At 57.9% G+C, this 24,886-nt stretch carries 24 protein-coding genes and 1 pseudogene; 9 read left to right on the forward strand and 16 right to left on the reverse strand.

Going from position 1 to position 24,886, the window contains the following annotated elements; all coding sequences use genetic code 11:
• The first annotated feature begins 330 nt into the window (after positions 1-330).
• Together AB4N91_RS08905 and AB4N91_RS08910 are read left to right on the forward strand one after the other, a co-directional pair.
• Positions 331-879: a cupin domain-containing protein gene (locus AB4N91_RS08905; protein WP_007946335.1), complete on the forward strand. Its 549-nt coding sequence runs from the start codon at positions 331-333 to the stop codon at positions 877-879.
• A 115-nt stretch (positions 880-994) separates the two neighbouring features.
• A complete protein-coding gene (locus AB4N91_RS08910; protein WP_083376438.1) occupies positions 995-1,471 on the forward strand; it encodes an NUDIX hydrolase in 477 nt (158 codons plus the stop codon).
• 153 nt (positions 1,472-1,624) lie between these two features.
• On the opposite strand, the gene AB4N91_RS08915 is transcribed toward AB4N91_RS08910, so the two are convergent.
• The 5 genes from AB4N91_RS08915 to AB4N91_RS08935 all read right to left on the reverse strand — a co-directional run bounded on the left by AB4N91_RS08915 (position 1,625) and on the right by AB4N91_RS08935 (position 5,582).
• Positions 1,625-2,137, reverse strand: coding sequence for a DUF6644 family protein (locus tag AB4N91_RS08915; protein ID WP_460112318.1), 513 nt, complete (start codon positions 2,135-2,137; stop codon positions 1,625-1,627).
• Positions 2,137-2,487: a DUF6152 family protein gene (locus AB4N91_RS08920; RefSeq protein WP_077749504.1), complete on the reverse strand. Its 351-nt coding sequence runs from the start codon at positions 2,485-2,487 to the stop codon at positions 2,137-2,139. The genes AB4N91_RS08915 and AB4N91_RS08920 overlap by 1 nt, the downstream gene beginning before the upstream one ends.
• A 257-nt stretch (positions 2,488-2,744) precedes the next feature.
• A complete protein-coding gene (locus AB4N91_RS08925) occupies positions 2,745-3,176 on the reverse strand; it encodes a hypothetical protein (RefSeq protein WP_460112319.1) in 432 nt (143 codons plus the stop codon).
• A gap of 195 nt (positions 3,177-3,371) precedes the next feature.
• Positions 3,372-3,890 carry a hypothetical protein gene (locus tag AB4N91_RS08930; protein WP_314639663.1) on the reverse strand — a complete coding sequence of 173 codons (519 nt, stop codon included), beginning with the start codon at positions 3,888-3,890 and terminating at the stop codon, positions 3,372-3,374.
• A 219-nt stretch (positions 3,891-4,109) separates the two neighbouring features.
• Positions 4,110-5,582 carry a hypothetical protein gene (locus tag AB4N91_RS08935; protein WP_460112320.1) on the reverse strand — a complete coding sequence of 491 codons (1,473 nt, stop codon included), beginning with the start codon at positions 5,580-5,582 and terminating at the stop codon, positions 4,110-4,112.
• Between the two features lie 129 nt (positions 5,583-5,711).
• Here AB4N91_RS08935 and AB4N91_RS08940 point away from each other — a divergent pair, with 129 nt between their 5' ends.
• Entirely contained in the window at positions 5,712-6,134 is a 423-nt protein-coding gene (locus AB4N91_RS08940; RefSeq protein WP_145308309.1) for a hypothetical protein, read from the forward strand.
• A 53-nt stretch (positions 6,135-6,187) separates the two neighbouring features.
• Here the strand turns inward: AB4N91_RS08940 and AB4N91_RS08945 are convergent, their stop codons facing one another.
• On the reverse strand, positions 6,188-6,481 hold the full coding sequence (locus tag AB4N91_RS08945) for a fructose-bisphosphate aldolase (protein WP_460112321.1): 294 nt from the start codon (positions 6,479-6,481) through the stop codon (positions 6,188-6,190).
• A 726-nt stretch (positions 6,482-7,207) separates the two neighbouring features.
• Here AB4N91_RS08945 and AB4N91_RS08950 point away from each other — a divergent pair.
• Positions 7,208-7,915: a TetR/AcrR family transcriptional regulator gene (locus AB4N91_RS08950; RefSeq protein ID WP_010455399.1), complete on the forward strand. Its 708-nt coding sequence runs from the start codon at positions 7,208-7,210 to the stop codon at positions 7,913-7,915.
• Entirely contained in the window at positions 7,905-8,681 is a 777-nt protein-coding gene (locus tag AB4N91_RS08955) for a pyrroline-5-carboxylate reductase family protein (protein WP_304874078.1), read from the forward strand. Before AB4N91_RS08950 ends, AB4N91_RS08955 begins: the two co-directional genes overlap by 11 nt.
• Positions 8,682-8,749: 68 nt before the next feature.
• Here the strand turns inward: AB4N91_RS08955 and AB4N91_RS08960 are convergent, their stop codons facing one another.
• Positions 8,750-10,786, reverse strand: coding sequence for an oxidoreductase (locus tag AB4N91_RS08960; RefSeq protein WP_460112322.1), 2,037 nt, complete (start codon positions 10,784-10,786; stop codon positions 8,750-8,752).
• A 318-nt stretch (positions 10,787-11,104) separates the two neighbouring features.
• Between AB4N91_RS08960 and AB4N91_RS08965 the strand changes: the two genes are divergently transcribed.
• Positions 11,105-12,013: a glycine betaine ABC transporter substrate-binding protein gene (locus tag AB4N91_RS08965; protein WP_010455394.1), complete on the forward strand. Its 909-nt coding sequence runs from the start codon at positions 11,105-11,107 to the stop codon at positions 12,011-12,013.
• Between the two features lie 200 nt (positions 12,014-12,213).
• On the opposite strand, the gene ycaC is transcribed toward AB4N91_RS08965, so the two are convergent.
• The 4 genes from ycaC to AB4N91_RS08985 all read right to left on the reverse strand — a co-directional run bounded on the left by ycaC (position 12,214) and on the right by AB4N91_RS08985 (position 15,755).
• A complete protein-coding gene (gene ycaC, locus AB4N91_RS08970; RefSeq protein WP_077749496.1) occupies positions 12,214-12,846 on the reverse strand; it encodes an isochorismate family cysteine hydrolase YcaC in 633 nt (210 codons plus the stop codon).
• A gap of 162 nt (positions 12,847-13,008) precedes the next feature.
• Positions 13,009-13,464, reverse strand: a complete 456-nt coding sequence (locus AB4N91_RS08975; RefSeq protein ID WP_010455390.1) for a VOC family protein — start codon at positions 13,462-13,464, stop codon at positions 13,009-13,011.
• A 51-nt stretch (positions 13,465-13,515) separates the two neighbouring features.
• Positions 13,516-14,475, reverse strand: coding sequence for an EamA family transporter (locus AB4N91_RS08980; protein WP_169858072.1), 960 nt, complete (start codon positions 14,473-14,475; stop codon positions 13,516-13,518).
• Positions 14,472-15,755 (reverse strand): MFS transporter, encoded by a 1,284-nt coding sequence (locus tag AB4N91_RS08985; RefSeq protein ID WP_460112323.1) that lies wholly within the window; start codon positions 15,753-15,755, stop codon positions 14,472-14,474. Before AB4N91_RS08985 ends, AB4N91_RS08980 begins: the two co-directional genes overlap by 4 nt.
• 125 nt (positions 15,756-15,880) lie before the next feature.
• Here AB4N91_RS08985 and AB4N91_RS08990 point away from each other — a divergent pair, with 125 nt between their 5' ends.
• Positions 15,881-16,339, forward strand: coding sequence for a winged helix-turn-helix transcriptional regulator (locus tag AB4N91_RS08990; protein ID WP_077749493.1), 459 nt, complete (start codon positions 15,881-15,883; stop codon positions 16,337-16,339).
• Positions 16,340-16,373: 34 nt separating this feature from the next.
• On the opposite strand, the gene tspO is transcribed toward AB4N91_RS08990, so the two are convergent.
• A complete protein-coding gene (gene tspO / locus AB4N91_RS08995; protein ID WP_083377295.1) occupies positions 16,374-16,817 on the reverse strand; it encodes a tryptophan-rich sensory protein TspO in 444 nt (147 codons plus the stop codon).
• Between the two features lie 63 nt (positions 16,818-16,880).
• Positions 16,881-17,696 (reverse strand): DUF1206 domain-containing protein, encoded by an 816-nt coding sequence (locus AB4N91_RS09000; RefSeq protein ID WP_083376447.1) that lies wholly within the window; start codon positions 17,694-17,696, stop codon positions 16,881-16,883.
• Between the two features lie 162 nt (positions 17,697-17,858).
• On the opposite strand from AB4N91_RS09000, the gene AB4N91_RS09005 reads away from it, so the two are divergent.
• Entirely contained in the window at positions 17,859-18,203 is a 345-nt protein-coding gene (locus AB4N91_RS09005) for a cupin domain-containing protein (protein ID WP_154913562.1), read from the forward strand.
• Here the strand turns inward: AB4N91_RS09005 and AB4N91_RS09010 are convergent.
• On the reverse strand, positions 18,190-19,113 hold the full coding sequence (locus AB4N91_RS09010) for an AraC family transcriptional regulator (RefSeq protein WP_460112652.1): 924 nt from the start codon (positions 19,111-19,113) through the stop codon (positions 18,190-18,192). The genes AB4N91_RS09005 and AB4N91_RS09010 overlap by 14 nt on opposite strands.
• 197 nt (positions 19,114-19,310) lie before the next feature.
• Here AB4N91_RS09010 and AB4N91_RS09015 point away from each other — a divergent pair.
• Positions 19,311-20,059: pseudogene (locus AB4N91_RS09015) on the forward strand (glucose 1-dehydrogenase).
• Positions 20,060-20,180: 121 nt separating this feature from the next.
• Here the strand turns inward: AB4N91_RS09015 and katG are convergent.
• Positions 20,181-22,439: a catalase/peroxidase HPI gene (gene katG / locus AB4N91_RS09020; RefSeq protein WP_077749490.1), complete on the reverse strand. Its 2,259-nt coding sequence runs from the start codon at positions 22,437-22,439 to the stop codon at positions 20,181-20,183.
• Positions 22,440-22,829: 390 nt separating this feature from the next.
• The gene (locus tag AB4N91_RS09025) at positions 22,830-24,866 is read right to left on the reverse strand and encodes an LTA synthase family protein (protein ID WP_077749489.1); all 2,037 of its coding nucleotides are present in this window, start codon (positions 24,864-24,866) and stop codon (positions 22,830-22,832) included.
• Between the last annotated feature and the right edge of the window lie 20 nt (positions 24,867-24,886).

A 24,886-nucleotide genomic window follows, 5' to 3' on the forward strand; every position in this document is an offset into this window, starting at 1 on the left:
AGCAGGCTCACTCCTACAGGAGATCTGTGGCGTGCACAGAATGTGTGTACGCCCCGGCCCAAACTGTAGGAGTGAGCCTGCTCGCGATGGCGCCAGATCAGCCACCATCACCGCCACCTGACACCCCCCGAACCCACATCGCCAAACGGTCTGACATGAGCACCCTCAGCTTTTTCACTAACCAGTTATCGAACCTGCTGAGCAACACCACCAAACGTGATTTAATACCCGCCTTTCACATTTCCGGGACAGGGAAGCGGTACTTTCGCGGCCAAAAGTCGCCCGCCATCCACCCCCATAACCCTTAAGTATTTCTCGCATAAGGCTGTCATGGACACGGGCTCACGACTCAAATTAGTACGCGAAAGCTACAAACTATCCCAGCGCGAGCTGGCCCGGCGTAGCGGCGTCACCAATGCCACCATCTCCCTGATCGAACAGAATCGCGTCAGTCCCTCCGTCAGCTCCCTGAAAAAACTGCTCGAAGGCATTCCCATGTCCTTGGCGGATTTCTTCACCTTCGACCAACCGCCGCGTGAGCATCAATACGTATTCCGCGCCAATGAACAGCCGGATCTTGGGCGTCATGGGTTGCGGCTGCTGTTGATTGGCGCTTCGGTGCCGAGCCGGCAGATGCGGCTTTTGCGCGAGCAATACGCGCCGGGCGCGAGTTCGGGGGAAGAGCCGATTGTGCATTCGGAAGGCGAGGAGTGCGGGCTGGTTACGCGGGGGACGGTTGAGTTGACGGTGGATGGGCAGATCAGTGTGCTGAATGCTGGGGATGGATATTACTTTCCGACGACGCTGCCTCACAAGTTCCGCAATATCGGCCAGGATGAAGCGGAAATCATCAGCGCTAACACCCCGGCCAACTTCTGATATCAAAACGGACGCCATCCTTTAGCAGCTGCCGAAGGCTGCGTCCGCGGCCAACAGCCATGCCCAATGGACGCACCTGCTACAGGGTTTGATCAAAGCAAATGGACTTCACCTCATGACCACGCCCCGCATCCGAGCCCTCGCACTCTGCATCTTCCATCACGATGGCAGGATACTGGTCAACGAAGCACTCGACCCCGTTACTGGAAAGCCCTTCTTGCGCCCAATCGGTGGCGGAATCGAGTTCGGCGAAACCAGCGCCCAAGCCGTACTACGTGAAGTCGATGAAGAACTTGGCTTATCCATTACCGATGTTCGCCTGTTGGGCACACTCGAAAACATCTTCACCTATGCCGGCACGCCCGGGCACGAAATCGTGCAGGTCTACGATGCGAAATTCGTGGATGCCAGCGTCTATGAACTGCTCCACTTGGATGCTCAAGAAAGCGATGGCGCTGCCTTTGTAGCGAAGTGGCTGGCGCTCGACAGTATTACTGGCGAAACGCCGTTGGTGCCTGCTGGGCTATACGAGTTGCTGAAGAAGGTTGTGCTGCCGGACGGATGCTCGGTCATTAGCAATAGCGCTGTTTAACTTATTGATCGCCAAGGATGCGATCACCTTTCAAGGAGCGAAAATGACATTGACTGCCGAAGCGTTGGTCAGCATCGCGATGACCAATCCAGTAAACGCGGAAATCGGATCTATTTGATGCATAGATCTGGTACTTTTTTTAATGTCTCCCAGTCAGGTGTAAGCCAGCAATCGTCCGCAGAGCACCACGCTGATCCATAACATAATCGAAAATATCGCCTGGATTTTTGCTATTCCTGGCGCCGCGGCGTCGGTGTTCCATCGGGCTACTGACCGAAAGACACCCACATGAAAAAGAGCCGCGTTGAGGCCCGCAATACCGATCAAGCACAGCTTCAGAATAAAAACGCTGTTAGATGCGAAGTCGTGCGGATGGGCTGAAAACATCATCAGCCCCGCCGGGACGATCAACAGCAGGGCCGCGACTCCCCACCTCAGCAGGTGGCGGGCCAGTGCCGTCACCGGAAGATCTCTCGACAGCCCGAGAACCCGCAGATCGAACATGACGACCGAGCCGACAAGCACCACGAAGCCAATGATGTGAACCACCTCGACGATCGGATACAGCCATAACTCGCTTCGCATGGCCAACCCGAGTGGCGAGTCCCCCACATCGTCCAGCCAGCCGTCCAGACCCGATCCACTGCGGGTGCCAGTTGTCTGCATCAACGTAACTCAGTGGTTTTGTTGTCGACCGTGATGCGTTCTGCGCGCAGTTCATCGGGGTTGTTGCGATTCTGATAGCCCACCACAGTAGCCCGTTTTCCGACACTCAGCATTTCCCTGGAAAGCCCCCGGTTTTCCATGCGCGATGGCGGCGCAAGCACGACACTCCAGGTCTTGTCGTCGGTCTTCAGGCGAATGAACCCGTGCGGGTGGGAATAACCGGACTCCTCGATCGTTCCGTTCAACTGCAAGGGTTTGCTCGAGTCATACTCACTCCAGCCGTGATGAGCGAACACCGTCGATGCCACCAGTAACGTTGAGAATCCAAGAGCCCCAAGCAAGCGCTTCATGATGCAATCTCCTGTTACGGATCATTGATGACCGTCGACCTGTTCTGATCGGGAACAGGTCAATCCAGAGAGTCTTAAAAATAGTACAGATTCTTGATGAGGGGAGGCCGGGACGGCTTCGCCGTCCAGCGGGAGCAAGCTCCCTCGCCACGGAAGGTGGTTTCTAGGTAAAAGGGGACGTATATGGAAAAGGTGACAGATCTATTTAAATAAAAGACCTGTCACCTTTATCACGCGGCTGTCACTGTGCCGTTCAGCTAAGGCGCGATGGATTTGCACTGATTGCGCAGACCGTCGTCCTTGATGTTCTGGCAACCTCCGGAGCCTTGCTGGGCCTTGCAGTAATTGCGCTGGTCATCATCGCGTATGTTTCCACAGTCACTCGTACCTTCTGTTTGCGCTTTGCAGGCATTGCGCATGTCGTCGTTCTTGATGTTTTGGCAACCTCCCGAACCCTGCTTGGCTTTGCAATTGTTGCGCTGGTCATCGTCGCGAATGTTTCCACAATCACTCGTACCCTCCGTTTCCGCTTTGCAGGCGTTGCGCTGGTCGTCGTTCTTAATATTCTGACAACCGCCTCGGCCCTCACGCGCCTTGCAATAGTTACGCTGGTCATCGTTGCTGATGTTTTCGCAACTGGCGTAAACGTAGCTGCTGAACATCAGCATCACTGCGAGTATTAGTCTCATTGCACACTTCCTTGATTTTTCAGGGATCAGCCTGACGCTGGTTACTCCACCCATTTGATGTCGTGGGGGTGCCATCATATCGACGTCAGTTTGTAGAAAAGTTCCAGGGCAAAAAAGGAGGTTATGTGCACCGATAACATCAAAGGGGATGGATTTATTTTCTGAAAATAAATCCGTTCCCTTATTCCAATGCGCTCAAGGCGTCGGCGGCGTTAATCGATCCAGGGCACAACCGTTGGCTGCTGACGGCTTAGCCTGAAAAAGTCGAACGCCGGAATCCAGATCAACGATGCTGACCTGGCAGCCGCTCATGACATTGGGGCCATCGGTGATGCCGCCCTTGATCACATAGCGGGCTCCCGGCATGAACTCACTGACAAAATCGACCGTGCATCGTCGGTTGCCGCTGGCTCCGCCTTCCAACACCAGATGGATCGGTTTGCCCGCTTCAATGGCTCGAAAACCTTCGGGTTCCGAGGGGTACCCGCCTCTGACCGAGAATAATTGCCGAGCAGGTGCCACGGGGACCGACCTGCCGTACTTGCAGGCGATGGTCGGCGCTGCGCTCAGGGTCAGGTAGTTGCGGCGGTTGAAGAGTGCGTCCATCTCACTGCGAATCTGCGCTTGGGGAGCATTGGCAGGGGTTTCGTATTGCGGTATCGGCGAGCAAGCGGTAATCAGAAGCAGGAGCGAGCCTGAGTACAACGGTTTCATGGGCATTTCTGTCCTTAGCGGTTGGAGGTGGGCACTCTAATGCTATTTGTTGAATAAAAAGGGAACGCATTTATTTTCGCCCTTAGGATTTGACGTAGTTATCCGAGGCCCCGCCAGAAATGAACGGGACTTTTTAGTTCTCGAAAAAGGTGACCGAAAAAGGTGTCATATTCATTTAAATAATTAGATCTGCCACAGTTTTCCGAATGGCCAGCCAACTCAAAATTCCACCACATCAATCGTCCACTCGCCCAGCACGTTCTTCGTAACGTATTGGAACGGCACAAACATTCCATACGCCTCGAGGTAGACGTAAATGTCGGTGCTGTATTGGTAAGTATCTTTTATGCAGCTGAGTACCTTGGCAGTCCCGGTCAAACTCGGGTGATACGTGCTCGCAGGTTTCTGCGACTGCACCTCACAGCTGTATCTGTCGTCGACGGGCACCAGGGCTCTGGGACCTTTCCCGCCGTTAGTGTATTGAAGCCGCATTTCTTGCGCCGTGTATCGCAGGAGTGCGCCGACCGGCATGTGCGCCCAATCGCCCTCGAAGTTGAGGTTCGTCAGCGCCTTATCCTCAATCGTTATCTCACCTGCACGACTGCTGAATTGACTTTCAGCCAGGACAATCAGGCCTCGGAACGTGGCTTTGGCCCACTGACCGCGTCGGTCTTCATAACGCTCCGTCAGTTGATTACCCGTCTTGCCTGAAAGGTATGTCGAGTCACGCCCGTTGAGCCGCACGCCTTCATCTGAATACTGCCTTGGCTGGGAGTTATCCTTGAACACACGGCGTAGGTGCTGAATGCTTTTCTCCGGTTTGGGCATATTCAATGCCTCGATGGCTTTCAACACCGGGGCGGCAACGACGGGGGCCGGTAATTCGAAAGGCGACTGCTCACGCCCTTCAAATTGAGTGTGTTGGTCTAGCGATTGCGGTTTGCCGCAGGCCACTTGAACCAGCTGACGCTCATCGGCGCTGAGGCTTTGCGAGCCGATGGCTTTAAGATCTGTCTGCATGCTTCCAGCGAGTACACGACTGTGAGTATCAAGGTAGAAATGGCTTAACGCAGTCAGTTGTTGCAGGGCGCAGTTGGCCGTCCACCGCTGGCGTACCTGCCCATACAAGGCGTTTTGGCCGGGCATCAACATCTCGCCGGGCAGTACGCGGGCCGTCCAGAAAGTCACCTCATCACCTGTTACTTTCAGGCTGCTGCGGTCGATCATCTGCCAATCCTGATGCTCGGGTGCGGAGAACACGCGCCATTGAGGAGGTGCTGTCTGGGCACACACCTGCTTCAACTGCGCACTTTGCAGGTACCGGCTTTTTTGTTCAGCAGGCAATTGTCGGGAGTCTTCCGAACGCCCTCGCGGGTTGGCGGCGAATAGCGACATTCCCGCTTTGCTGCGGTAAGCCATCTGCGCATCGGGCTGGCTGCAGTGGGCGTCGAAACGGGCCAGATAATGGAGTTCCGGACTTGGGGACGAAGTCACTAGATAGGTGATCCGATCACCCTCGCGCACGATCGAGTTCGGCTCGGGTGTTTCGAACAGCACACTGTTGAAAACCGCAAAACCCGGCTGGGCCTCAGGTGTTGTAACTTGAGCGGGTTTTGTTGCTTGGCATCCAGAGAGGATCAGGGCAACGGTCAGCAGTGAAAAAAAGCTGGAAGGGCGGGACGTGGCATCCATGCAGGTGTACTTCATTGAAAGAATGATGGCATATTAGCATGAGTGCTGGCCGCCCAATAGAACGCCGTTTTTACCGACAAACAGGCATTTGGATTTCAGGGCTGCGACTCAAATTATGGAGAGACAAAGTTGACTGGACAGGTTTTGAAGTCGAAGTTGGTCAATTTTCTGGTGGCCGATGCCGAGGTGAATTACGACAACGTGGACGATTTATATTCCGTGGCTGAGGCTGGCAATGTGGACGCGTTGGGCGATGTGCTGGAGGCCTTCAAGGAAGCATACGGAGGACTTTGGGTCGGCGGGAAGATGGAGCTGACGCAAAAAATGGTTCGTTTGAGTGCCAATGCCATGAACCGCCTCGTTCAGGACGGGACGCTGGATATTGAGCTCCCACTGGCATTCATCCGAAAGGTCACTATTGAAGGCGGGTTCATGACGAAGATCATCCGTCTGGATACCGGCGCTGGCAGCGTTAAATTCCGGTGTTTTGGTGCGAAGGATGTCGCGGCGCTGATAGAGAAGACAATTCACTCGCCAACTCGACAGGCCTGAACAACACAAAAAACCCGCAACTCAGTGCGGGTTTTTTTACGACTCAACTTTGATCACTGACTCTTGGGTGCATCAAACCCACGCTGCTCAATCACCCGAAACACATCGCTCACATCCTGGACCATGATCCGGGCGATGTTGGTGACGGTGTTGATGTCGTGTTCGGCATAGTCGGGGAGGCTGGTGCAGGCCATGAGGTTGAGGTATTTGAGGACGGCGTTGAGGCGTTCGCTGAGGCAGTTGTGGAGTTCGCGCAGCGGGGCGTCGTAATCGATGAGCAGGACGGGGTAGTCGGTGGCGAGTTGGGACATGGGAGTGAAGCGGCGAGGCGGTTGTTGAGTTGTCATGGTGTAAATCCTAATAAAAAAGAAGAATTACCACCGTTTGCTGCGAAACAAATTGGGTGGCAGCTGTGCGCGGGTTCGCAGACCGGAGGATTTACACCAAGACCCGGCAGACCCGAGGGTCTCCCACGCACAACCGCCATAAAACACTTTGCAGCCGGAGTCGGCTGCATCATGCCTGACGGTGTTTTGGTGTCAATCTTGAGGGCTGCGAAACCCTATCGCTAATACAGTCAGCGACGGGTCGAATATAGGCGGCGATTTTGGTGCCTGCAAACGGGGTTGTAGGACGGAAAATCGGATTTTTGGTAGATGTCGGGAGCAGCATCCGGTTGAGTAACTGACATGAATCCAGAGGTTGTTTAGTGTCCGGTGGATCGTGCGTGCCGGATTTGCAGCAGCTGCGCAGCCGAACGCAGGCTTCGCCAGCAGCTACGGGATGTGGGCATGTTTAAAATGTTGTCGGATTTTGGGGCTGCTTCGCCGTCCAACGGGAGCAAGTTCCCTCGCCACAGGGGGCGGTTTCCTACGTGAAATTCGGACGTCAAGATTCGACGATTGTCAGGGTGACGTCCTGGTGAGCAGTGAAGTCTGGCCGATGCCCCCTCTTGAAAATAATTCCAGTGTCCACCGTCGTCTAAAAAATGTACGTTGATGTACATTTTATGTACGCCTTGCACGCAGCCGCGTACAGTTGCCGGGACATCAGATATCAAAGAGGAAGCCAAAATGCCGCAGGCAGGAAAGACGCGAATCAAGGCGCAAGAAGCGGGTTGGCGTGGCTCCGTCAATGGCTGGCTGGACGCGGCTTACGATGCGCTGAAGGAATCCGGTGTGGACGCCGTGCGGGTGATGCCGTTGGCCAAGCGGCTGAATTTGTCGCGCACCAGTTTCTACTGGTTTTATGAAGACCGGGAGCAGTTGCTCGCGGCGCTGTTGGCGCGGTGGCGGGACAAGAACACCGGCGGCCTGATTGGCCAGTGCGAGAGTTATTCAGAAAGTATTTCCGAAGCGATCCTCAACGTTTTCGAATGCTGGTTAAACCCTGATTTGTTTGACTCGCAGTTTGAATTTGCCGTGCGCAGCTGGGCGCTGCAATCGGCTGAGGTGTCCGCCGAAATCGCGCTGGCTGATGAAGCGCGAATCAATGCCCTGGCCGCGATGTTCCGACGGTTCGGTTATGAGGTTGCGGCCGCCGACGCTCGGGCCAGAACGATCTATCTCACCCAGATCGGCTACATCTCCATGAAAACCACTGAGGATATCGTCGTGCGTTTCCGGCGAATCCCTGAGTACGTCACCGTATTTACCGGCAAAGCACCGAAGCGGCGCGAGCTCGACCGGTTTTATGGGAAATTCGGCTACGCAGAAAAAGAGCCGGGGGTTTTCGTGTCACGGGTCGACAGCTTTGAGGAGGCCACCCCCGATGCAGAATAGAACCCTGGGCATCATCGGTGGCACCGGCTGGCTGGGCCGCGCGATTGCGCAGGCGCTGCTCGATACCGGCTTCATCCGTCCTGATCGTTTGCTGGTCTCGAACCGGTCCGGCACCCACACGTTCGAACCACCGGTGCGGCTGCTGGCTGACAACCAGTTGCTGGTGGATCTCAGCGATATCGTTGTGCTGTCGATCCGGCCAGAACAATTTCGCCAACTCCAGATAAACGCCAGGGGCAAGCTCGTGATTTCCCTGATGGCCGGGGTCCCGGCGACGGCTATTCGCGCGGCAACGGGCGCCGAAGTGGTGGTACGTGCGATGCCGAATGCGGCGGTGGAAATCAGGCAATCGTTCACGCCTTGGTGCTGTCCTGCCAGCCTGTGCGAGCAGGACCGAGCGCTGGTGCAACGGTTGTTCGAATGCGTGGGCACGGCGGATGAAGTGCCGGATGAGGACTGTATCGATTACCTCAGCGCGCTGTCCGGCACCGGGCCTGCCTTGGCGGCGATGTTGCATCAGGCGTTGATGAATCAGGCGGTGGCGGCGGGCATCCCGGCCGCCATCGCACAACGAGCCGCACAAGGTGTGGTGGTGGGCGGCGGTCAATTACTCGCCAGCCACGATCCCCGGCAAATGATTGAAAACTTGATGGCTTATCGCGGGGTGACGGCGGCCGTGCTGCAGTCGATGGCTGATCAGGGCATCGAAGCCATGGTGGGGCGTGCCGTGCAGGAAGGCGCGCAAGTGGCCCGGCGAGGCATGTAGTCGATCGGTCCGGGCACACACTTTGCGCCCGAGGCGCCTCCTTCCGCTCAGGGAAGGAGGCTGTCGAGTCAAATATCTTTCACCAGTCGCAACGCGTCATAGATCGCCGCGTGGGTATTTCGAGCGGACACCGCGTCACCAATCCTGAACAACTGGAAACGCCCTTGAGGGTTGGTGACGATGTGCTGTGCGTTGCCCGCGATCAGGTCGTGCTGTTCGACTGCGCCTTCATTGCTCGAATGAGGACGAAGGTCGAAATACAGGTCATCCAGGGGGATCGTGCCGTGGTTGACGACGACCTGATCGACCACGCGTTGCTTGTGGACCTTGCCGTAATCGCTGCCGAAAATCGCAATGAGCCTGCCATCGTGCTTCTCGACTGACTCGACCCGATAGGTGACGGTGAAAGTGACGGCCAGGTCCTGCAGGCTGCGCATGTAGGGCACCAGGTTCATCGCCATGACTTCGGGTGCAAACGACCGGTCCGGGGTGACGATCTCGACGGTCGCACCGCTTTGCGCGATGACTTCGGCCGCCTGCAGGGCGGCGTGGTCGCCGGCATCATCGAAGATCAGGACATTGTGGCCAGGCTTTACATCGCCGGAGATGATGTCCCAGGTCGAGACCACCAGGTCATTGCCCTGCGACAGCACCTCGGTATGGGGCAGGCCGCCGGTGGCAACGATTACCACGTCCGGTTCATGGGCCAATACCGTGTCGGCCTCGGCCCAGGTGTTGAAGTGGAATTTGACGCCCAGGCGCTCGCACTGGCTCATCCGCCAATCGATGATGCCGATCATTTCGCGTCGGCGCTCGCTCAGCGCCGTCAGCCGGATTTGGCCGCCAGGGCGGTCGGCCGCTTCCAGCACGGTGACATCGTGGCCGCGCTCGCCGGCCACGCGCGCCGCCTCCAGACCTGCGGGGCCGCTACCGATGACCAGGACCTTGCGCTTCACCGCCGCTTTGGGAATGTCATGGGGCATCGTGGTTTCCCGGCCGGTCGCCGGGTTGTGGATGCAATAGGCGGCGCCACCCTGATAGATCCGGTCCAGGCAGTAATTCGCACCCACGCACGGGCGGATATCCTCTTCACGCTTCTCGATGATTTTGCGCACGATGTGCGGGTCGGTCATGTGCGCGCGGGTCATGCCCACCATGTCCACCTTGCCTGATGCAATGGCGTAACGCGCAGTGGCAACGTCGGGAATCTTCGCGGCGTGGAAGGTCGGAAAACCCGTGGCGGAGCGAATCTCGCCGGCGAAGTCCAGGTGCGGGGAATTGCGCATGCCCTGGATCGGGATGACGTCGGTCAGGCCCGCGTCGGTGTCGATGTGGCCGCGCACGACGTTCAGGAAGTCCACCAGCCCGCTGTCCTTGAGCATGTGTGAGACCTGCATGCCCTCGCTGGCATTGAAGCCGCCCGGCAGTTGTTCATCACCCGTATAGCGCACACCCAGCAGGAAATCTTCCCCGACCCGCTGGCGGATGCCCCTGAGGATGTCGAACGTAAAGCGCATTCGGTTTTCCAGCGAACCGCCGTAAGGGCCTTCGAGGTCATTGGTCAGCGGTGACCAGAACTGATCCATCAGGTGCCCGTAAGCCTGTAATTCCAGGCCATCAAGCCCGGCGGCCTTCATGCGCTCGGCGGCATCCACGTAGTCCTTGATGATCCGCTCGATGTCCCAGTCTTCCATCTTCTTCGGGAAGGACCGGTGCGAAGCCTCGCGTCGGTGCGAGGGCGATACCACGGGCAACCAGTCGGCTTTGTCCCAGCGGGTACGGCGGCCCAGGTGTGTCAGCTGGATCATCACGGCCGCGCCGTGTTCATGGCATTCGTCGGTCAGGTCCTTCATCCATTTGACCACTTCGTCCTTGTAGGCGAGCACGTTGTTGAACACCGGAGGGCTGTCTCGGGACACGGCTGCGGAGCCGGCGGTCATGGTCAGGGCCACGCCGGCTTTGGCGCGTTCGACATGGTAAGCGCGATACAACGCCTGCGGCATGCCATCAACCGGGTAGGCCGGTTCGTGCGCGGTGGTCATGATCCGGTTTTTCAGGGTCAGGTGCTTGATCTTGTAGGGTTGCAGCAAGGGATCGCTGGACATCGTGGTGCGCTCCGTAGTGGGGCTTCATCGGGCTTGGCGAGTTGAAATTAGGATAACTGTACACCTGTGTCAATCATCGTTGACACAGGTGTACATTTTTCTTGCGCGCCGCAAAACTCGTCGATAAGATCAAGCTCGAAAGGGTGCAGAGACCCCGTCGTCAGTGTTCTGGATGGATGACATGCATGGGATTGCGAGGGGCAGAAGAAGAGGGCTGCGCTGCCCGGGCTTAAAGCAGCGAAGACTGCACTGTTCACGACCGTAAGGCCGTTCAAATGAAGACAACCTGCCTATCCCACATCAATAGGAAGACGCCTGATGAACGCTCGTTCGCCGTATCGAAAAAAAGCCTGTGCCTGCCTTTTCGGCTTTGCGCTTGGAGCAAGTGCAGCACTGGCACAGGCTGCTGAACCCGAGCCCGTGCGCATTGGCTGGGTCAATTGGTCCGACACCGAAATCACCGTCAAACTGGCCAGCACCGCGTTGCAGGAACATCTCAAGCAACCGGTCAAACTGGTGATGGCCGACATTGGCATTCAATTCCAGGCGCTGGCCAACGGTAATATCGACCTGATCCCGATGGTGTGGCTACCGAGTACCCACAAGGCGTTTTACGACAAGTACAAGGACCGGCTGGAAGACCTCGGCGTGCTGTATGAAGGGCGGATCGGCATGGCCGTGCCCACCTCGGTGCCCATCAGTGAAGTGGCGAGCGTCGAGGATCTGAACAAACCGCAGGTCCGGGAAAAACTCGACGGCAAGATCCTCACCTCTGAAGTCGGCAATGGCCAATACAAGCTCACGGTCAAGGCCATGGAAGAATACAAGCTCGACGGGTACAAGCTGGTGGCCTCCTCGGAAACCGGCATGCTCAATGAGCTGGACCGCAACCTCAAACGTGACAAATGGTCCCTGGTCAATGCCTGGAGCCCACACTGGATGTTCTCCAAGTGGTCACTGCGTTACCTGGATGATCCCAAGCATATCTTTGGTGGCGCCGAGCAGATTCACGCCATGGCGCGCAAAGGTTTTAGCCAGCAGTACCCGGAAGTGGCGTATTTCTTCGCTCATTACTCGATCCCCCAGGCGGACCTGGAAGCGCTGATGATGCAGGCACGCCAAACCTCCTCTGACCAGGCCGTGGCCGCTTATTACGCGGCCAACAAACCGCGTTTCGAAGCGATGTTCGAGCAAGGCGGGCAGCGAGTCAGCACGCGACAGCCTTGAACACCTGAAAACACACAAGGCCGCGAAGTCGGCCTTGTTTTCATTCTCACTGCTTACACAACCGCCACCTCGTCAATGCCGCTCTTCGATCTCGACAACGGTCATGCTCCACTCCTGCCAATTCATAGAAGGCAGCGTGTCTGACTGTCCCATGAAGCTGACAAGATAACGGGCGATGAGGTCATCATCGCCCGTTTTCTTTATGCCTGGCGCGCTGCCATGGCCGAGTAGCTGTTCATCAGGTTGCGGTAGTTCGGAATGCGCTGGGACAGCAAGTTGCCCAGGCCTTCGATGTCGTTGCGCCAGTCGCCCTGCAACTCGCAGGCGACCGAGAACCAGTTCATCATTTGCGCACCGGCTTGCGTCATGCGGTTCCACGCTGCCTGTTGCACGGTGGTGTTGAAGGTGCCGGAAGAATCCGTGACCACGAACACCTCAAAGCCTTCAGCCAGGGCCGACAGCGTCGGGAAGGTCACGCACACATCGGTCACGACACCGGCAATGATCAGTTGTTTGCGACCGGTCGCCTTGATCGCCTTGACGAAGTCTTCGTTGTCCCAGGCGTTGATCTGGCCAGGACGGGCAATGTAGGGCGCGTCCGGAAACATTTCCTTGAGCTCCGGGACCAGCGGACCATTGGGGCCTTGTTCGAAACTGGTGGTCAGGATGGTCGGCAGTTCGAAGAACTTGGCCACGTCAGCCAGAGCCAGCACATTGTTCTTGAACTCGTTCGGCGAGAAGTCCTGCACCAGGGAGATCAGACCGGTCTGGTGGTCGATCATCAGGACTACGGCGTCGTCTTTGTTCAGGCGGTTGTATGTGGCGTTGCTCATGATGAAATCCTTTCTCTGTAGGGGTAAGTGGCTTCGTTCAACATGGGCTCAGATTAATGATCTACAGGAAAGGGAAAAAGAGGGTGAAAACGGTTTGACTGTCAACTCGGATGGGACAATCGATCGCCAACCGGCGAAAGCGGGCATTCACCGCAGCCCCATTCAGGCAAACGCATCCTCGATAAAGGCCTCCAACGCCTTGTCTTCCAATATCTCGATGGAGAAGTGCCCGAAGCGCTTGGGCAGCCAGATGATGCGGGTCCCGGACGGAGATTGCAGGTTCGCGCGGGCGAGTGGTTTTCCGTTCTCGTCTTCTGGCTGAACACCCGCGGCGATCAATTCGTCATAGGCCTTCTCGATGTCCGGTGTGGAGTAGCAGTGGCGGTAAATCATGCCTTCGCCCGCGCAATCCAGAAGCGCCTTCAGGTTCCCCGCCAGCGGTTGTACCAGCATGAATCGCTCCGCACCGATCAACGCGATCGCGTAGCGCACGTGCAGACCACCGCGTTCCCAGACAAGCGTTTTAGAGATCCTGGCTTGCAGTATCTGTGCGTAGTAAGCACAGGCTTCTTCGAGGTTCTTGACCAGCACATCGACGTGACTGAACTTCAGCTCCATTGCATTCCTCCGGTTGAATCCGTGTCCATGGTAACGACCGCCGCCTCGGCATTAGAAGAATTTTCGTGTGGCCTTGGTTGCCCGTCCATGAGGCAGCGATGCACTTGCTTCTGCTGCACTATGGCGTCGGTCTGCTCGCCTGAGCACGGCACTGAGCAAACGCTGTCCGTATAAACCGACGCCAAGCCCCGATACGATGAGAACGACAGCAACGATTTTGTTGAATGACAGGGGCTCATTGAAAATCATGACTGAACCCAGCAGTCCGAATACCGGCACCAATAACGATAACGGCGCGACGGTAGACACCGGGTATCGTTTCAGGAGTGAATTCCACACCCAGTAGCCGAACAGGGTGTTGGGGTAGACCTGGAACAGGATCGACAGGACGGCACGGTAGTCGAGTTGATTCACCAATGCGCTGTAACCCGTCGAGCCGTTGACCGCGTAATCAAGCGCGAAAAGAGGGATGGGCGAAAAAGCACTGGACCACACCAGGAAAGCAAAGACCTGAGTTGTCCTGGCTTTTTTGTTGATTACGTTGGCCGCACTCCAGGCCACCGCGCCCAGCAGCACCAGCATCAGCCCTACCGTCGTCACTGTCCCGTCAACAATCGAGATGATGCTCAACAAGCCACAGAAGGCGATGCCCATGCCCGCCAGTTGGTAGCGGGAAATGGTCTCCTTGAATACCCATGAGCCCAGCAGAATCGTGAAAAAAGCGCTGAACTGAAGCACCAGCGAAGCGATGCCAGCGGAGAGGCCCGACTTGATACCAAGGTTGACGACGCCCCAGAGTCCTATGCCGAAGACCAGACCGTAACCAATGATGTAGCGCCACTGTACATCGGGTTTCGGAATGAAAAAGATCGCTGGTAGTGCGCAAAGCGTAAAGCGAATGCCGGCAAGAATCAGCGGGTCAACGGTGGTGAGGCCCAGTTTGATCACTGAAAAATTCACACCCCAGATGGCCGTAATCGAGATGGCGAGTAGCAGGTGCCTGGCTTTCATGCTGATCTTCCTTGATTGGTCGGTGATAGATGACTCGTAAAAACCCAAAGCGCCAAAGCCGCAGCGCTGATCAAGGCGCCAAGCACGCTTGTTGCCATCCAGCCCCAGCGCGCATAAACCTGGGTTGCGGCGACCGCCCCCAGCGCACTGCCGACCGAGTAGAAGCACATGTAGGCGCCGACCATCCGACTTTGCGCGTCGGGTCGTGCCGCAAAAATGAAGCTCTGATTGGTGACGTGCACGGCTTGCACCGCGAAGTCGAGCACGACCACGCCGAAAACCAGCGCGATCAGGGACGTCTCGGCAAAACTGATGGGCAACCAGGAAAGCGCCAGGAGCCCCAGCGAAAGGCCGGTTACGCGTTGACCCCAACCTCTATCGGCCCACTGGCCGGCTCTTCTGGCAGCCAGGGCGCCGGCAACGCCCGCCAGGCCAAACAGGCCGATGGCCGTGTGTGAAAGCGACAGCGGCGGAGCGCTTAACGGCAGCACCATAGAGGTCCACAGCACTGAAAAAGCGGCAAAGATCAGCAAGGCCAACAGGCCCCTGGCCCACAAAACCGGTTCGGTCATGAACAGCTTGAAGAGCGACCGGATCAGCGCGGGGTAGGTGTCATGATTGCGTGGCAACGCCGTGGCGGGCACCACTTTCCACAGGACCGCCGCGAGGGTCAGCATCAATCCTGAGGACACGAAATAGACGGCGCGCCAGCCCGCCAGATCGGCGATCAGCCCAGAGATAAACCGCGCCAGAAGAATGCCCAGGACAACTCCGCTTGTTAGGGTCCCCACGGCCTGCCCGCGTTGTGAGGGCGTTGCGAGCGCGGCGGCATAGGCTACAAGCACCTGAACCACCACTGCGAGTAATCCCATCACAATCATGGCGCCCAAGAGAGCCAGCCACTGCTGTGAAGCGCCGACGGCCGCCAGCGCGAGGGCAGACAGCATCACTTGAGTCAAAATCAGCCGTTTACGGTTGACCCTGTCGCCCAGCGGTACGATGAACAACAACCCCAGCGCGTATCCGGCCTGAGTGGCCGTCACCACGAACCCGATCACTCCTGAAGTGACCCCCAGGCTTTCAGCCATCGAGGCGAGCAAGGGTTGGGCGAAGTAAACATTGGCGACGGCCAGCGCGCAGGTGACAGAAAACAATAACGTGAGTGACGGAGAAAGCCCCGAGGATTGGCCAGTCCTACTGCATTCTCCGGTTTCCGCAGGCGGCAATCCCACAGGCTGCCCGGTGCTACGTTTGGCTATTGCGTCGGCATCTGCTGTCATAAGCGCCTCCATGGCGTTAAGCTGGTTGCAATTAAAAACCGGATTCGATTATTGCTGAATCAAGTTTCAAATTGCAACCAGCTTGGTCGGCAGACTTGGCAACCGTTATCCAAAAGGTAAATACGATGGTCGAAGGCACTTCACCGCAAAGCAGCGAATGCCCGGTAGCAAGAACACTTGAGGTGATTGGGGATCGCTGGTCGCTCATGATCCTTCGCGACGCCTTTGACGATATTCGCCGATTCAGCGAATTTCAGAAGAGCCTGGGCGTGGCCAAAAATATCCTGGCCTCGCGACTGAAGGCATTGGTTGAAGTCGGGGTCTTCGACGTTCGACCGGCGTCAGATGGAAGCGCCTACAAGGAGTACGTCCTGACGGACAAAGGACGTGAGATCTTTCCGGTGGTGGTCAGCATGAGGCAGTGGGGCGAACGTTTCCTGTTCCAGCCGCAGGAAACGCGTTCTGTGCTGTTGGACAACGCATCCGGCCAGGCCCTGATGCCGATGGATGTTCGTTCATCAAGCGGGCAAAAACTGGGGCCTTCTGACTGCCACAGGGTGAGACTTGTCGACGGCGAGTCGTGAAACAACAGCAGTCGAGTTAGCTGCTCGAAGTTCGCTATCCGCGGTTATTGCGCAAGATGGAAAAATTCAACGCAGCCGCCACACAAAGCCACACAAGGTAGGGGAACAGGATCAAGCCTGTGATCACATCTAGCCGCATCGCCATCACCACCATCGCGGCGACCACCAGCCAAAGCAGCGTCAGGATCACCATCGCGGCGAAAATGCGGTGTGCGCCGAAAAACACCGGTGTCCACAGCGTATTCAAGGCAATCTGCGCCGCCCATAACGCCAGCACCACCTGACTTCCAGGTATCAGGGACAACCGGTAACCGGCCCAGGCGAGCAACAGATAGATAATCGACCAGGCGACGGGAAACAGCCAGTTGGGTGGCGTGAAGCTCGGTTTGACGAGTGATTCGTACCACTGGCCCGGTTTGAAAAGAAGGCCAGTACTGGCCGCCGCGCCGCAGGCTAAAAGAAAAATCAGAAAGGTCATCATCAGTCCTTCGTTGAGGTCAGCTGTGTGGGGGTTGCAAAAACCGGTTGGCCATTCATGCCGCTAGGCGCCCGGTACGCCAGGCACATCCATGTTGATCTTGCGCCAGGCGGCTTCGGACAAGCTGTACACCGAAAAGGCGATCAATCCCAGGGCCATCACCATCAAGATGACGCCGCCGGCCGGCAGGTTCTGCAGCGCATCGAGGGCCTCCTTCATTCCGGGCGGGTCCATGGCTTTATAGCGGGAGCCGCTGATGATCAGCAACAGGGCGATCTCGATGAACACGACGCCACGGGCGATAAGACCGAATCGAGAGACCGGACGGACGTAGCGCATGACGTCTTCGTCCGCTTCGAAATATTTCTCGAACGACGACTTCCAGCCCTTGATGATGTGAGCAATGCCTACGCCCAGAGGGATGAGCGCGACGAGGTAGACCACGACATTCGAGTGTTCCCAGGACAACAGGTGCGCCAGTAGATCCTTGGTCTGCCCGCCGCCGGAATCGCCCGAGCTGCTGATGCCGCTGATGAGCAAGCCCAACGCAAAAAACGCCAGCGCGCCGTTGACCAAACCTCCTGCCAACAGTCCTGCCCGGATGACCAACCCCTTCATTTCGTGACCGTGATGATCAACGTCGCGCAGGGCTTGCAGCACTCGCCAACAGGCGAAGGCGAGCAGGCCTGCCACCACCAATCCGACTAAAACGTAACCGAAAGGCTGGCTTAACACGGCCTCCAGGCTCCTGTGACTGTCTTTGGGTTTTGTCGAATCTTGAGCCGCCAGCAGCGCGAAGATGCCAATGATCAGGTAAAGAACGCCGCGAGCGGCATAGCCTCCCCGAGCGAGTACAACAAGGCTTTGGTGCGCAGACATGAGAGCTCATTCCAGAGAAGTACTACAGGAGCAGACCTTTCAGGCGTGGAGGGGTTCGATTGAAGATAGGGTTCGACCAACCCTTTGTCGCTTCTCGACCGCTTGCTTTGCTCAAGGTGTCTACTGAGTGTCAGGCCCTGAATGTACACCGAGGAGAGCAAGATGAGCCGCGACCAGAAGGCACCGGAAACCAAAGGTGTCGAAGTGACGTTATTGGCAACGATTGATCTTGGTCCTGAGATTGAGGGAATGGCAGGGCGCCAACTCAGAATGCGTATGGTGACCATCGAGCCCGGAGGCGTTTTCGGACCGGTCCACAACCATATAGACAGGCCGGGTGTCGTTTACATCCTGCAAGGCACCATTACTGATCATCGCAATGGCGTTGCCACGGACTACGGGCCGGGAGTGGGCTGGCCCGAGGACAGGAACACCACCCATTGGCTGGAGAACCGAGGAACAATCGCGGCGAGGGAGGTCTCGGTCGATATTGTCAGGCAGGACTAAGCTCAGGCCGCAAATCAAGCGTTGTCATGTCAGTATCACCCGGGACAACGGGCGCCCTGAACCTAGCAGCATCACGCGCCGGAGGCATCCCGAACAGGCGTGCATATTCACGGCTGAATTGTGATGCGCTTTCATACCCCACGGTGAAGGCAATTGAAGCGGCATCGCGAGGGTCGAACAGCAATAACCAGCGAGCCCTGAGCAGGCGCAGGCGCTTTTGATATTGAATGGGCGTCATGCCTGTGATGGATTTGAAATGCCGATAAAACGCCGCAACGCTCATGTCGGTCATGGTCGCCAGTGGCTCGACGCGAAAGGGTTCGGTGTAGTGCTCACGGATCCATTGGGTGGCGCGGCGTATCTGCGCCAGACGACCATCCGGGCGAGCGATTTCACGCAGCATCGGCCCTAGCGGTCCTTGCAAGGCTCGAAACAGAATCTCCCGCTCAAGCATCGGCGCCAGTATCGCGGCTTCGTTTGGGCGGTCCATCAGCCGCATCATGCGCAACCAGGCGTCGATCATTTCAGCCTGTGCCGGCACCGCCGCAAAGCGGCTTGCGGGTGACGGCGCGGTCGTCTTGATGTCGGTTGCCAGCAGCGTCGCGATGACGTTCGGGTCCAGGGTCAGGCTGATCGCAAGATAGGGCAAGCCTGGTCCGCCGGGGTGTATCTCACCGGTGGCGGGCACGTCCACCGGCACGAGGAAGTAGGTCATCGGCAGATACTGATAAACCTGATCGCCGATAGACAAGGTTTTCGCACCCTGGAGCACCAGGTGCAGCATCGGCTGATACACCTGGCTCGCACACGCCTCCGCCTGGACCATCGTCACACGCGGCAGCCCGGTGTCCGTCCACTTGTTTTCCGCGCGCATCACGAGGCGGCGCAGTTCTTCGATCGCAGGATTCATGCGCTGAACATGAGCCATCGCCGCGAGCAGGGCAAGCCATGCGAGAAGAATAGGCAAGCATTCGATAACAACTGGCAACCGTTTGTCCTTCGCCTGCCCGGATACTGGGGGCAAGCGGCAGGTTGCATTCAGGCCTTCAAAACCTGATGGCAGGCAGACCTGCGATGGATCAATCAACTCAGGTAAAGGTCAGCCTCATGAAACTTGAAGGAAAAATTGCTGTTGTCACGGGCGCATCGAAAGGCATCGGCGCAGGTATTGCCAAAGCATTGGGCGCGGCAGGAGCAACGGTCGTTGTGAACTACGCGTCGAGCAAAGCCGACGCCGATGCGGTGGTCGCGCAGATTCAGGGACAGGGCGGTAAAGCCGTCGCCATTCAGGCGGATATCAGCCAATCAGCCGATGTGGTCCGCTTGTTCGACACGGTCAAGGCGGACTTCGGGGCGCTGGATATTCTGGTGAACAATGCGGGCGTCGCGGTATTTCAAATGATCGAAGACCTCACCGAGGACGCGTTCCACCAGCAATTCAATCTGAATGTGCTCGGGTATCTCCTGGCGGTCCGAGAAGCCGTCAAGCTGCTTGGCCCCTCGGGCAGCATCATCAACATCAGCTCGATTCTCAGCACCGATCCCTACTTGGCCTCCAGCGTTTATTCGGCCACCAGGGCGCGGTTGATACATTGACGTTTGCCTTGGCCAGAGAGCTCGGGCCGCGAGGGATCAGGGTCAACTCGATCTTGCCCGGTCACACCAATACGCCGGCGACGGAGGGCAACTTCGCCGGAGCGTTTGGTGAACAGCTGATCGCCGGTACGCCGCTCGGCCGTTTCGGTGAGCCTGAAGACATTGCGCCGCTTGCCGTTTTCCTGGCGTCCGACGACTCGCATTGGGTCACCGGCGAATCAATTCGGGCATCGGGTGGTGTTCGTGGGGTGGGTTACTGAACACTGTGATGATTGCGACCGGTGCGCGGTGACAGGCACCCGCAAATGACAAAAGGGCCACGCCTCTCCGTATCACTGGATCGAGGTGGCCCCTTTCAGGCTCACAGATTCAACAACGGCATCACTTCACATCAAAGCGATCCAGGTTCATCACCTTGGTCCACGCCGCTACGAAGTCCTTCACAAACTTCTCTTTCGCATCACTGCTCGCGTACACCTCAGCCAGCGCCCTCAATTGCGCATGAGAGCCGAAGACCAGATCAACCCGCGTGCCGGTCCACTTCAATTCACCGGTTTTGCGATCGCGTGCTTCAAACTCCTCGTTGGCCTCTGAGGTCGGTTTCCATTCCACGCCCATGTCCAGCAGGTTCTTGAAGAAGTCATTGGTCAATGCCTCTGGCTGCTGGGTGAACACGCCGTGTTTTGTTTGCCCGACGTTGGTGTTCAACACGCGAAGACCACCCACGAGCGCGGTCATTTCTGGCGCGGTGAGCGTCAGCTGTTGCGCCTTGTCGATCAACAGATGCTCGGCCGACACGCTGTAACGGGATTTGAGGTAGTTGCGAAAGCCATCGGCGATGGGTTCGAGGAAGCCGAAAGACTCGACATCCGTCTGCTCTTGCGAGGCGTCCATCCGCCCTGGTGTGAACGGCACGGTGACGCTGTGGCCGGCATTTTTTGCGGCCTGTTCGACACCTGCATTACCCGCCAGAACGATCAAATCCGCCAGCGAGATTTTCTTGCCGCTGTTGTTGAACTCGCTCTGGATGCTCTCCAGTTTCGCCAGCACGTTCGCCAGTTGCTCAGGCTGGTTGGCTTGCCAGGATTTCTGCGGCGCCAGACGCAGACGACCGCCGTTGGCGCCGCCACGTTTATCGGAGCCACGGAAGGTGGAAGCCGCTGCCCAAGCTGTTGATACCAATTGCGAGACGCTCAGGCCCGAGGCAAGCACTTTGCTCTTGAGCGCTGCGACGTCGCTGTCGTTGACCAAAGCATGGTCGACTTCCGGGATCGGGTCTTGCCACAGCAGTTCTTCGCCGGGCATTTCCGGGCCGAGGTAGCGGGAGAGGGGGCCCATGTCACGGTGGATCAGTTTGAACCAGGCACGGGCGAAGGCGTCGGCCAACTGATCCGGATTGGCCAGGAAGCGCCGCGAGATCGGTTCGTAGATCGGGTCGAATCGCAGGGCCAGGTCTGAGGTCAGCATGGTGGGATTACGCCGTTTGGACGGGTCGAAAGCATCCGGGATGGTGCCGGCGCCCGCGTTGTTTTTCGCAACCCACTGGTGCGCACCGGCCGGGCTTTTGCTCAGTTCCCAGTCGAAGCCGAACAGGTTTTCCAGGTAGTTGTTGCTCCAGCGGGTGGGTGTGGTGGTCCAAGTCACTTCCAGGCCGCTGGTGATGGTGTCCGGGCCTTTGCCGGTGCCGAAGCTGTTCTTCCAGCCAAGGCCTTGTGCTTCGAGGCCCGCCGCCTCAGGTTCGGCGCCTACGTTGTCGGCGGGGCCGGCGCCGTGGGTTTTGCCGAAGGCGTGGCCGCCGGCAATCAGCGCCACGGTTTCTTCGTCATTCATTGCCATGCGGCCGAAGGTTTCGCGGATGTCTATGGCGGATCTGACCGGGTCTGGCTCGCCTTCCGGGCCTTCGGGGTTGACGTAAATCAGGCCCATTTGCACGGCGGCCAGCGGGTTTTCGAGGTTGCGACCGTGCTCGGTACGGCTCTCCTCGTTTTTACCGGGTTCGGCCACGAGTGGACCGTCACCGGGTGCTTCCACGGGAGCATTGTCGTCTTTGCCGTAGCGGGTGTCGCCGCCCAGCCATTTGTTTTCCGAGCCCCAGTAGACGTCTTCATCGGGTTCCCAGACGTCCGCACGGCCTCCGGAAAAACCAAAGGTCTTGAAGCCCATGGACTCCAGCGCGACGTTGCCGGTAAGGACGATCAGGTCGGCCCAGGAAATTTTGCGACCGTACTTTTGCTTGATCGGCCAGAGCAGCCTGCGTGCCTTGTCGAGGCTGACGTTGTCCGGCCAGCTGTTGAGCGGTGCAAAACGCTGTTGGCCCGAGCCGGCGCCGCCCCGACCGTCGCCTGTGCGGTACGTGCCTGCGGCGTGCCAGGCCATGCGAACGAACAGCGGCCCGTAGTGACCGAAGTCCGCCGGCCACCAGTCTTGCGAATCGGTCATCAGCGCCGTCAAGTCGCGCTTGACCGCCTCAAAGTCCAGGGTCTTGAATTCTTCGGCGTAGTTGAAGCCCTCGTCCATGGGGTCGGACAGGGACGAGTGCTGGTGCAGGATCTTCAGATTCAGTTGGTTCGGCCACCAATCGCGGTTCGTCGTGCCACCGCCAGCGGCGTGATTGAACGGGCATTTCGATTCATTTGCCATGTGTGAGCTACCTTTGGTCGTGTTTCATCCGGCTATCGGCCCGGGGTGGGCGTTAGATAGCAACGAGCGAATTCAATGACATAGGCTGCAGGACCCACAGTTGGATCAACTGATTGTCTGGACCACACGGGAATTCTGAACTGCGGCAATCGAGTTGCCTGCGCGGTGGCCCACGGGTGGCCTAGTCAAGCTTCGGACTCATTCCTGTCTCCTTATCAGCACTAAACCGGCCAGCTTGTTCCGCCAGCGCTGGATACAGGTTAGACCCCACTTGGGAAGTCAGCTAATAGGTGGAGTATTGGGGAGTAATAGACAGAGTCTTTTACGGGTGTCGCGGGGAGGGCCCGCGTCTATCTGGAGCATAGACGCGGGTTTGCGGGGCTTGAACGGTTACTTTCGAACGTTCTGGTACAGCATCAACCGTGAGGTTTCATGCATGGCGCGGGTCAGCGCCGACAGGCGTTTGAACTCTTCAGGGTTTTTCTCGGCAACGTTGTCCCGTGGCGTCATCGAGGCCAGGTCGTGAAGGGTCGGCGAACTGCCGTCGTGCTCCATCTGCACCATGTAGTGTTGAGTCACGCCGGCAATCAGCGGGAACGTGCCCTCACGCAATACCAGCGGCACCACGCGCTCACCCTCGCGCGCGGGCTGCTGGATATCACGGCCCATGCCGCTGTTGCGAAACTCAAGGCCGGCCATCCCCGCCACGGTGGGCAGCAGGTCCACCAGGCCGACCGCTTCCTTGACCTGGCGCGTCCCGATCAAGCCTGGTGCGTGGATGATCATCGGCACCGCGTTGCTCTCCAGGCCCAGTTGCTCGTAGGCCGGTGCCAGGAACGGGATCTGCGCGATACGGGTGTTGTGGTCGCCAAACATCACGAAGATGGTGTTTTCGTACCAGCCACCGGCCTTGGCGATTTCCATCAAGCGGCCGAGGTTGAAGTCCAGCAGGCGCACGGCGTTGTACTGCTCGACACTGCGCGATCCGGCGGCCTGCACTTCGGCCAGGGTAGGGTGCTTGACCTCGAAGCCGTCATTGCTTTTTGGGATCGTGAACGGACGGTGGTTGCCGGCCGTCTGCACATAGGCAAAGAACGGTTTGTCCTTGGGCAGTGCTTGCAGGATCTGGTCGGTTTCCTTGAACAGGTCCAGATCGGAAATACCCCAGACGTCCACCACCGGCGATTTCCAGTCCCGCTCTTCGAACAGACGCACGCCGTCGATGCTCTGCCGGATCAGGGCATTCATGTTGGCCCAGCCGGAGTTGCCGCCGATGGTGTAGATCTTCTCGTAACCGGTGAACGCATTGATCAGCGTGTTTTGCTGGGTGATCAGCGGATTACGCGTCGCGGTTTCCTGCCGCGTGACATCAGGCACCCCGCTGATGCTGGCCCAGACGGTTTTCGCGGTCCCCGTTACGGGTACGTAGAAGTGCTCGAAGAACCAGCTCTGAGTGGCCAATCGATCGAGGTTGGGCGTCGGATTGATCGGGTTGCCGTAGGCCCCGACGGCACTGGTGCCCAGCGATTCAAGCATGATGAACATCACGTTCGGGGGACGCGAGCCCGGGATTTTGTACGGTTGGGGGGCCTGGTGCCGCACGAAATCAAGGGTCTGCGGGTCGGGTTTGTCGACGCCCAGGTAGTTGGCCATGACTGCGTAATGTTCGCGCACTTGCGCCTCGTCATAACGCGATTGGCCGACTTTGCCCGTATCGTAGAGAAACAGCACCGGGTTCAGGCCGAGTGCGGCGATCTGGTTATTACCCGAGAAGAACGCATCGCTCCAGCGCAACGGAACGGGGTTTTCAAGGTTCATGTTTTCGACACGACCCAAAATGCCCAGCAGCACCAGGACGACCATCAACGCACCGCCCCACGTCGCGGAGAGCTTGCGAATGGCTTTGCGAGGGCGGTCCAGCGTGACGCGTTCCAGGCGCACCAGGGCCAGTGTCACCAGTGCGATCGTTACCAGCCAGCCCAGTGAAATCCAGATCACCGGGTAAGTCTGCCAAACCATGTCGCGGGAGATCTGCGCATCCTCGATGAAGCGCAGCACGGTGGCGTTGATCCTCACGCCCAGGTAGGCGTAGTGGCCAAAGTCGATGATGTAGATCAGCAGCAAAACGCTCAGGGCGGCGACCAGATAGACACGTGCGATACGGCGCAGCAGGCGGCTGCGAAGCAGGTTCCAGCGAGGCATCCAGGCCAGCAACGCCAACGGCAACATGGTCAGGATGGCCAGGCGCAAATCGAAACTGAAGCCGATGCTCAGGGTTTCCCAGACGCCCTTTGTGTCGATCAGGGCTTTGGGTTCGAACCCGGAAAAGCCGAAGAAGAACGCCATCCTCAGCAGTGCAAACAGCACAAACGCAATCGCTGTAGCGCCTAGCCAATAATGTAAACGTCTCGAGTGCAGCCAACCCATCCTTGTTCCCCTGTTAAAAA

The sequence above is a fragment of the Pseudomonas sp. H3_D04 genome, assembly GCF_054669175.1.